This window comes from Porphyromonas sp. HMSC065F10 (assembly GCF_001808555.1).
In the GTDB taxonomy this organism is placed as follows: Bacteria; Bacteroidota; Bacteroidia; order Bacteroidales; family Porphyromonadaceae; genus Porphyromonas_A.
Genome location: NZ_KV793782.1, coordinates 1 through 8,784 on the forward strand (window position 1 = coordinate 1; position 8,784 = coordinate 8,784).

At 60.0% G+C, this 8,784-nt stretch carries 9 protein-coding genes and 1 riboswitch; all 9 genes read right to left on the reverse strand.

The window, feature by feature from the left end; all coding sequences use genetic code 11:
* Positions 1-12 precede the first annotated feature (12 nt).
* Positions 13-144, reverse strand: a riboswitch (cobalamin riboswitch).
* 142 nt (positions 145-286) lie between these two features.
* Complete coding sequence (locus HMPREF2890_RS04545) at positions 287-1,084, reverse strand: GIN domain-containing protein (RefSeq protein WP_070466011.1); 798 nt, start codon at positions 1,082-1,084, stop codon at positions 287-289.
* A 24-nt stretch (positions 1,085-1,108) separates the two neighbouring features.
* The gene (locus tag HMPREF2890_RS04550) at positions 1,109-2,467 is read right to left on the reverse strand and encodes a TolC family protein (RefSeq protein WP_070466013.1); all 1,359 of its coding nucleotides are present in this window, start codon (positions 2,465-2,467) and stop codon (positions 1,109-1,111) included.
* 6 nt (positions 2,468-2,473) lie between these two features.
* Positions 2,474-3,625: an efflux RND transporter periplasmic adaptor subunit gene (locus HMPREF2890_RS04555; protein ID WP_083289798.1), complete on the reverse strand. Its 1,152-nt coding sequence runs from the start codon at positions 3,623-3,625 to the stop codon at positions 2,474-2,476.
* Positions 3,626-3,676: 51 nt separating this feature from the next.
* Entirely contained in the window at positions 3,677-4,954 is a 1,278-nt protein-coding gene (locus HMPREF2890_RS04560; protein WP_070466015.1) for an ABC transporter permease, read from the reverse strand.
* A 4-nt stretch (positions 4,955-4,958) separates the two neighbouring features.
* Positions 4,959-6,245 (reverse strand): ABC transporter permease, encoded by a 1,287-nt coding sequence (locus HMPREF2890_RS04565; RefSeq protein ID WP_070466017.1) that lies wholly within the window; start codon positions 6,243-6,245, stop codon positions 4,959-4,961.
* Positions 6,242-6,940: an ABC transporter ATP-binding protein gene (locus HMPREF2890_RS04570; protein WP_070466019.1), complete on the reverse strand. Its 699-nt coding sequence runs from the start codon at positions 6,938-6,940 to the stop codon at positions 6,242-6,244. The genes HMPREF2890_RS04565 and HMPREF2890_RS04570 overlap by 4 nt, the downstream gene beginning before the upstream one ends.
* A 185-nt stretch (positions 6,941-7,125) precedes the next feature.
* Entirely contained in the window at positions 7,126-7,569 is a 444-nt protein-coding gene (locus HMPREF2890_RS04575; protein ID WP_070466022.1) for a DUF695 domain-containing protein, read from the reverse strand.
* Between the two features lie 6 nt (positions 7,570-7,575).
* Positions 7,576-8,490 carry a YitT family protein gene (locus tag HMPREF2890_RS04580; RefSeq protein WP_070466024.1) on the reverse strand — a complete coding sequence of 305 codons (915 nt, stop codon included), beginning with the start codon at positions 8,488-8,490 and terminating at the stop codon, positions 7,576-7,578.
* Between the two features lie 83 nt (positions 8,491-8,573).
* Positions 8,574-8,784: Txe/YoeB family addiction module toxin (locus tag HMPREF2890_RS08850; RefSeq protein ID WP_148130676.1), on the reverse strand; the 211-nt coding region annotated here is incomplete at its 5' end.

The following is an 8,784-nucleotide window of genomic DNA, read 5'->3' on the forward strand; positions in this document are numbered from 1 at the left end:
GGGTCGCAAGTCGGTCTTCTGACTTATCTCTGCCGCATCAGCGCCTTCTCGAGGGGCGTTGCCCCCAGTGGCTTGTCGAGGCCGATCGGCTATTGCGTGAGACTTACAGCAGCGGGTACTGTACCGGACTCTCACCGGTTTCCCCACCTCCTACAGTGGAGGTGTTTAACTTGCAGTACGGGGTGCCCCCCTTGGCGGTGCAAAGTTAAGAAATAAAAGGAGAGCCCGCTCCTCCCTTTTGCCCAAGGGGGAGCGGGCTCTCGCCGGATGATCCTATTGCTCGTCTTTACTTCGTCAGTATCTCGATGTCGCCCTTGCCGTCGCGGGTGATATTGCGGCGGTCGGTGCAGCGGATGGTGATGTCGGAGGATCGATCTGCATCGAGGGTGCCACCCTTCACCGTGAGCTCCTCACCATCCACTTCACCGCCTGAGGAGGCGGAGATATTGACGGTGTCACCGGTGCCGGAGAGGGTGATGTCAGCTCCGGTGCCGACGTGTATATCTGCGAGGTGGAAGGAGCCGCTGTACTCTATCTCCGCACCGGTGGTGGACTTGAGCTTCAGCGTTCTCTGATTGCCGGAGAGGTAGAGCTCAGCCCCGGTGGCTGCTGTGGCGATCACTTCCCGGGCATCGCCGGTGAAGAGCAGTTCGCCGCCGGTGAAGCACTTCAGCTCCAGCCGGTCGATCTTGGTGGGGCGATAGTTCTTGTCTATATGCAACTCAGCGCCGGTCTCCGCCTTCAGGGCGGTGAGGCTATTGAGATCAGTGAGGGTGACGACGGCGAGATAGGTGTGGTCGTCGTCTTTGATGGTCCCAAAGGAGGGCTTCATCGAGATGCGGAGCGACTTCTTTGAGGCATCGGTGGAGCACTTGACCTTGTCGAGGTTGTCGACGTAGAGGTCCACCTTATTCTCCGTGCCGGGACGGAGCACCACCTCGAAGCCTGTAGAGGCGGTTATATCGGTGGGACAGTAGTCCAGGTTGATGGTCTTATCTGGCAACTGGCCGGGCTTCTGAGCCTCTGCGGCGACAAAGCCGGCGAGCAGGGCGAGGGAGGCAAATAGGTATCTGAGGGTATGCATAGTGTTTGGTATGTAATAAAAGGGTTATTTGGGCAGTGTGCCAGTGAGGTAGTAGGTGAGGTTGATCGAGCGGAGGAGTCGTGTGTAGACGCTCTGGAGGTACTGCGACTTGGCTCCGATGAGCTTATTCTTGGACTGTTCCCACTCGTAGGCGGTGATGCGACCGGCATTGTACTCCTTCTCGGTCATATCGAGGGACTCCTGCGCCACCTCTACATTGTCCTTGGAGAGCCGGTAGGACTCCTCCGCCTTGCGGAGATCAGCGGTGGCGAGGGTGATATTTCGCTGCTCGCTGAACTGCTGCTGGATGAGCTGTCCGAGAGCGCTCTCCCGCTGCAGCTCCGCCTGACGGACGGAGGCGCGGACCTGACCGCGATTGAAGATCGGGATGGAGAGCGAGAGACCGATGGTGTACTGCCCGTTTGACTTGAGCTGGTCACCGAAGGACTTATTGGGGATCTCGTCACCAAAGTAGTGGAAGTAGCCATTGGAGTAGCCGCCGGAGAGACTTAGGCGGGGCAGGTAGCCTGCCTTGGCTCGCTTGACGTCGTAGGAGGAGAGGTCGTATCGCAGCTGAGCGAGACGGAGGGAGGGATTGGTCCACTCCGGAGCAGCGTGGTAGGGCGTCTCTCGCTCCAGCCTGGCGATGACGCTCTCGGGATCCTCTCTCGGGACGGTGAAGGTCTCGCCCTCCTCCGTGATGCCCATGTCGAGCCGGAGGACGCGCATGGCACGATCGAGGTCAGACTTTGCCTCATTGAGCGCCAGGCGATCCTGACCCACCTGGGTGCGCATCTTGAGCTGCTCCGAGGGAGCGAGCTTGCCCGCTGCCACCTGAGCATCGACCCGCTTCTGCTGCATAAGCGAGAGGGAGAGATTCTCCTCCGCCACCTCAACGATCTGCTGAGCGAGGAGGACACCGACGTAGCTGGAGGCGACGGTGAGGGCGATCCGGTCCTCCACCTCATCAAGGATGTAGTCCTTGCTCTCGAGCGCCTCTTGGCTGCTCTTGAGTGCCCACCAGCGGGCACCGCCCTCAAAGAGGGAGAGCGAAGTGGAGACATTGAGTCCGGTGGAGGAGCCGTTATTCTTCCTCAGCACCTTGTCGTGTCCCTGAGTGTAGCCAAAGGAGAAGTTTTGCCCCACGCCGGCATTGAGGTCGGGGAGGAAGTTCATCCTTGCGGACTCCTCCTGCACCTCGAGCTGCTCCATCTGCACCCGGGCGGGGATCAGGTCGGGGCTGTGCCTCTGTGCGTAGGTGATGCACTGCGAGAGGGTCATCTCGCTGCTGAGGGTAGGCTCCGTCTCAGGCACCTGCGCCACGGCGGTGAGGGCGAGGAGCGGGAGAAGAATGGTGGGGATGAGATGTCTGTGAGCGATCATGGCGGATTAGTTCTTCTTCTTCATGAGATTACCACGGAGGGTCTCGTCGCCGGTGAGTCCGGAGAGTACCTCCACCTTGATGCCGTCGGAGAGACCGAGGGTCACCTCCTTCTTCTCATACTCCCCCTTGCCGCCCTTGACGAAGACGAAACTCTTGTCGCCCTCGTAGGTGACGGTCGCCTCGGGGATCGTGAGGACGCCGGTCTTGTGCGCCATCTCTACCTCGGCATTGCTGGAGAAGCCGGCCTTGAGCGCCGAGAGATCGTCGCCCGAGATCGCCGCCTTCACCTCGAAGAGGATCGTCCCGCTGGTGTCCTTCCCCTTGGGCGAGACGTACTCCACGACAGCGTGGTAGGTCTTGTCCTTAAGCGCCCCGACGTGGATCGTGACGGGGGAGCCGACGGTGACGTTATTGACGTCGCTCTCATTGACATTACCGATGAAGAGGAGATCGGTGAGGTCGGCGATGCTGACGACGGTGGTACCCTCGCTGAAGTTATTTGCCATCGTGACGCGTGAGCCGACCTTGACCGGCTGCTCGAGGATCGTCCCGGTGACGGTGGCAAAGACGAGGGTGTTATTGCGCTTGGAGGTAGAGGCGGAGGAGCCGGTGCGGGTGAGGTCGAGCTGCTCGACGGCGGAGCTGTACTCGATCTTGGCGCGGCGGTAGTTGGCGAGCGAGGTCTCGTAGGCCTCCTTGGCGAGGATCTGCTGGTCGTAGAGGGACTTGTCGCGCTTGTAGACCTCCTCGGTGCGCTTCAGGTCGACGCGGGCGGCATCGACGCGAGAGGCGGCACTCTGGACCATGGCGACGTCGGGGACCATCTGGATCTTGGCGATCAGCTCGCCCTCCTGGACGAAGTCGCCGGGGAGGTGATTGAGCTCGGCGATGATGCCGTTCATATTGGGCTTCACGAGGATCTCGTCACGTGGCTCGATGGAGCCGGTGAGGACGGTCGACTTGACGATCGAGTCGTTGGCGGTCGGGGTGACCTCCTCGTAGAGCTCCTTCGTCTTACCCTGCGACTTGACGATCGCGGTGGCGATGACACCGATGATGGCGAGGCCGATGACGACCCAGAGGAGGATCTTGGGCCACTTCTTCGCACGCTTCTTCTGCACCGGGACGGTGCCGGACTGTGATGGATCTTGGATCATAATGGAGATATGATAGGTAGTTATTGTTTTTTGTCTATAAGGAAAAGGGGATTACTCGTCCCGTATGGCGTCGATCGCCTTGATGTCGAGAGCCTTCTGCACCGGCAACAGTCCGGCAAAGGCACCCGAAAGGATCATGATGATGAGGGAGAAGAGGAGGATCCCGGGCGTCGGGTAGGGGCGTACGAGGATCTCAGCCAGCTTGCCGGTACTCTCCGACAGGGCACCGATGCCGAGGAGAAGGAGCAGTCCGACGAGCAGCCCGAGGAGCCCGGCGACGAGGATCATCGCCATCGACTCGAGCATAAACTGGATCACAATGTCGATCGGCTTGGCTCCGAGGGCGCGGCGGACACCGATCTCCCTCTGCCGCTCCTTGACGGTCACGAGGAGGATGTTGCTGACCGAGATGACGCCGGTGAGGAGGGTGCCGAGACCGATGATCCAGACGAGGGCATTCAGGAGGTTGGCCATCAGGTCAAAGATCCGGAGCTGTGACTCGACGTCCACCATCCCGAGCGCGCCGGTGTCGGTCGGGTCCACGTGGTGGACGCGAGCGATGTAGCCACTCAGCTCGCTCCGCAGGTCGTCGACTTTGCTGCCCTCCTTAAGCAGTCCGGAGATCATCACCTGGCGATCGAGATTGCCGCCGACGGCGAAGTCTATCGGCACCTCGACACAGTAGTATGGGGTGTAGCCTACATTGAAATTATCAGACTGAGGTTCGATCACCCCTACGATGCGGAAGGCGATCCCTCCGACGGAGAGGTACTTCCCTACTGCGTCCTCCGGCTTGTCGAAGAAGTTCTCTGTCGTATTCAGTCCCATGACGCAGACCGGGTCACCCCGCTTGATCTCCTCGCGTGTCATATAACGCCCGTAGGTGACGATCACCGGGCGGATGTCGTAGGGGTACTCCGGGGTGACGCCGACGACGAAGTCCTTTGCCGACTTGCCGTTGGCAGTGATCTGGGAGTCCGACCACATATTTTCCTTATTGAAGCCGAGGAAGCAGCCTGCCTTATCGAGGCTCTTGGCATGGTCGCTCATCCAGAGGTAGTCCCGGTAGGTGAGCTCGATGTAGCGGTTGGCCTTATAGCCCTGGTAGGGCTTGGTCGTACGACTCCCGAAGACTACGACCATACGCTTGGAGAGGGTGGAGAAACCCTCGTTGATGCTGTTACCGATGCCGGTACCCAGCCCGTCGAGGAGGACGAAGAAAAACATCCCGAAGAAGACCCCCAGTGACGTGACGAGGGTGCGGCGGCGGTTGCGTCTCAGCGAGTAGAAGACCTCGCTCCAGAGCTCTGTGGAGAATAGCTTACTCATAGTCTTACTTATCTCTCATGGCGATGACGGCAGGGACGCGGAGGGCGTGGCGTGCCGGACGGATGCCGGCGATGATGCCGACGATCACCAGCACGATCAGCGCTCCGATGGCAATGCTGAGGTTGACACTCGGGTCGCTGACGATGTGGTAGTAGGCTGCCTCGGCACCATTTCCGCCACCCACCTCCTGGATCGCCCAGCTGTCGTGCTCGGCGGAGTAGCCGATGAGCCGAACGATGCCGGCGCCGAGGAGCAGCCCGACGAGACCGGAGACGACGGAGAGGGCGATGCTCTCGCCGAGGATCATCCTGAGTATGTCTCTCGGTCGGGCGCCGAGCGCCTTGCGGATGCCGATCTCGCGCATCCGCTCCCGCACGGTGACGGTCATGATGGTGGAGACGCCGATGGAGCCGACGGCGAGGCTGCCGAGCCCCATGATCCAGAGGAGCATGTCGAGACCGTTGAAGGCCTTGTCCATTGAGTTTTTCACATCCGTGGAGCTCTGGAGTCGGAAGACGTAGGGATCGTTGGGGTCAAACTTCAGCATCCTCGACAGCTCTCCCTTAAATCGGTCCTCGAAGCTCTTCATCTCTTCTGCCTTGGACCCTTTTGGGTAGAGCTTGAGGTTGCTCACCTCGATCATCTGATTGGGGTAGAGACCCTGGTAGGTGGTGAGCGGTATCTCGGTCACGGCGAAGAAGGGATTGACATCCTCCGTCACGCCGATGATTCGGTAGCTGATCCCGCCGGCGGTGATCACCTGCCCGATCGGGTCGGTGCCGGCCTCGAAGAGCTTCGAGATGGTACTCTTGCAGAGTAGCGCCACCCGCTCCCCCGTAGCCAGTTCGCGGGGGGAGAAAGTGCGTCCCTGTATCACGCGGAGGGTGCGGAAGCGCTCGCTCAGTGGTGTGGCGGTACCCAACTGGGTGCCGACGGAGCCGAAGTCGGTGGTGAAGGTGAGGAAGGAGAAGCTCGGTGCCGGATCGATGCCGTAGAGATCATCGGCAAAGGTGTTCCTCAGGCGGTCGATCTGGTCTGCGGTCAGCCGGGGCTTCCGTCCCTTCTGGTACCCTGCATAGGGCAGCTCGGTCTCCTGTAGGATGACCTGCGTCCCGAAGTGGCTCATCCCCATATCCTCGGACATACGGGTGGCGCCATTGCGGATGCCGGTCCCGATACCCAGCAGCACGACGAGGATGATGATCCCCCAGGCGATGGTGAAGGAGGTGAGGAAGGTGCGGAGCTTGCTCGTCCGCATAGAGGCGAGGATCTCGGCAAATAGCTCTTTCATGGCTCGTCGGTGATGAGGCCGTCCTTGATGTGGATGATCCTGTCGGTCAGCTCTGCCACCTCCTTGGCGTGGGTGACGATGAGCTCAGTCATGTGGTCCTCCTCATTGATCTCTCTGAGGAGCCGCATCACGTCATCGGCCGTGGTGCTGTCGAGTGCGCCGGTCGGCTCATCGGCGAGGAGCAGGCGGGGGCGGGTGATGAGGGCGCGGGCGATGGAGACGCGCTGCTTCTGTCCGCCGGACATCTCATTAGGCAGGTGATCCCTCCAGGGGAGCAGTCCCACGCGATCAAGGTACTCCTCGGCGAGCTTCATCCGCTTGCGGGTGCTGACGCCCTGGTAGTAGAGCGGGAGGGCGACATTCTCCAGCGCAGTCTTGAAGGAGATGAGGTTGAAGGACTGGAAGACAAATCCGATCTTATGTCCCCGGAGCTCCGCTGCCTCGTTCTCCCCCGGGCGGGTGATCAACTGCCCATCCAGGTAGTAGGAGCCGGCGTCGTAGGTGTCGAGGATGCCGAGGACATTGAGTAGGGTACTCTTACCGGAGCCACTCGCTCCCATCAGAGCCACCATTTCTCCCTCCTCGACTCGGAGGGAGACGCCCTTGAGGACGTGGAGCGGCTGAGCTCCCGGATATGTCTTGTGCAGCTCCCGGACGTCGACTACCGGGGTGCGCTCTCTGCTGTCTGTCTCCATTGCGTTACTTACTTTGATTGGTTGACGAAGCAAAGATATGTATAAACTCGGTACCTTACAAATTAACAGTAGCTATTCTTGAAGAAAGATTGATATTTCTTTCACTAAGTCCACCAAAGGTCCTGATACAAAGCGGGGTCGCACTTCAGACAGAAGTGCGTCCCCGCTTTGCGTTTACGGATAGGCTACTCGGCCGCGATCATCGGCTCCACTTCGCCAAAGGCGAGACCCTCCCGATCCTCCTCGGCATAGATCTCCAGCGGGTAGTCCGGCAGCTCTGAGGAGGCTTCGTTGAGCATCTCCTGGAAGGCTGGGATATTCCGCGTGTAGATGCACCAGAGGCAGCGGTCCTCGCCCACCACCTCGTAGGCGAGCAGGGCGAGCTTATCCCTCTCGAGCGCTTCATCGATCACCCGCTCGCGGAAGCCCTTCATCGCATCGGCGGTCTCAGGGTCGGGGAGCCCCTTCTCATCCCCATCGTAGGGCCAGGTGATATCGACCCGATAGGGGTACTTGCCGGTAGCCAGCTCCGCCCGCAGGTGGGTGCGTATGTGGAGGAAGCGCATTACGGTGGGGTCATACTCGCCGTCCACGGGGACGGTACACATTTCCGGACTTAGCTTAGACATAAGAGATTACTGATGAGGAGCCTTAGGGATCGGTAGCGGATCCTCACCGGCATCCATGGTGGAGATAAAGGCCTTGGGGTCCAGGGCTCTGACTTCGCTACGTATGCGACGAAGTGTCTTCCGCTCGGCGACGATGAAGAGCACCTCGCGCTCCACACCCTCGTACATACCACGTCCGTGGAGGATAGATCCTCGCACGCCGAGGGCGGAGAGGCACTGGCGGATCGGCTCCACCTGAGAGGAGACGATGAAGACCGCTTTCTTAGGGTTCTCAGGCGAGAGAAACTCGACCACCCGACCATATATAAATATGGTGAGCCACGAGTAGAGCGGCACCTTGATGTCCCGGAAGACCAGCAGACCAAAGACGACCACGATTGAGTCGATGATGATGATGCAGGTGCCGAGCTTGATATTTCGCCCCTTCGCAATGATCCGTCCCAGCACATCCGTCCCGGCGCTCGTGCTCTCGGCACGGAAGACGAAGTAGACCCCCACGCCGAGGATCGCCCCGCCGTAGCAGGAGGCGAGGATCATGTCGTCGATGATCGGCTTGTGGTTGAGGAAGAGGGTGATCCCATCGGTGAAGAGCGAGATGAGGATAAAGGTGAGCACCGTCTTGGGACCCGACTTCAGCCCCAACCTATGCATCGCAAGGAGGAGAAGGGGGACGTTGAAGAAGAGCGCCGTCGTCCCGATCGGTAGTCCGTCGGGAGCGAAAGCAAATACCCCCCTCGTCAGCTCATGGAGGGCGATGGTGATACCATAGACCCCACCGGGGATGATGTCGTTGGGGGCGATGAAGCCACCATACGCCAGCGCCTCGAGGAAGGAGCCGATGACGATCAGGAGGATCTCCTTTGCCAGAGGTCCGGCTCGGTGAGTCGTTGTCTCAGCGGAGGGGACAGCAGGGTCAGTCATTGTAGGAATTGTATCAAGTTGCCGTGGTTGATTCTGTTGCGAAGTTAGCCAATTTTCGCTTCCCATACACCCTGCATCAGGTGCTACTTGTCGTCGTAGTGTCCATAGGCGGATAGCAGGTGGACCTCCTTCGCCTCCTCTACTATCCGGTATACTAGTCGGTGCTTCTGGGTCAGTCTCCGTGACCACCTCCCCGGTGGCAGTCCCCTTAACGGCTCCGGCTTGCCGGTCCCTGACTCAGGATGCTCAGCTACCTCCTCGACAGGGGTGACGCATTTGATCTTTACATAAGTC

Bases quoted from the DNA above. Each gene is read 5' to 3' on its own strand.
- HMPREF2890_RS04570 (WP_070466019.1), bottom strand. From the start codon at position 6,940: ATGGAGACAGACAGCAGAGAGCGCACCCCGGTAGTCGACGTCCGGGAG.
- HMPREF2890_RS04560 (WP_070466015.1), bottom strand. From the start codon at position 4,954: ATGAGTAAGCTATTCTCCACAGAGCTCTGGAGCGAGGTCTTCTACTCG.
- HMPREF2890_RS04545 (WP_070466011.1), bottom strand. From the start codon at position 1,084: ATGCATACCCTCAGATACCTATTTGCCTCCCTCGCCCTGCTCGCCGGC.
- HMPREF2890_RS04565 (WP_070466017.1), bottom strand. From the start codon at position 6,245: ATGAAAGAGCTATTTGCCGAGATCCTCGCCTCTATGCGGACGAGCAAG.
- HMPREF2890_RS04550 (WP_070466013.1), bottom strand. From the start codon at position 2,467: ATGATCGCTCACAGACATCTCATCCCCACCATTCTTCTCCCGCTCCTC.
- HMPREF2890_RS04575 (WP_070466022.1), bottom strand. From the start codon at position 7,569: ATGTCTAAGCTAAGTCCGGAAATGTGTACCGTCCCCGTGGACGGCGAG.
- HMPREF2890_RS04555 (WP_083289798.1), bottom strand. From the start codon at position 3,625: ATGATCCAAGATCCATCACAGTCCGGCACCGTCCCGGTGCAGAAGAAG.
- HMPREF2890_RS04580 (WP_070466024.1), bottom strand. From the start codon at position 8,490: ATGACTGACCCTGCTGTCCCCTCCGCTGAGACAACGACTCACCGAGCC.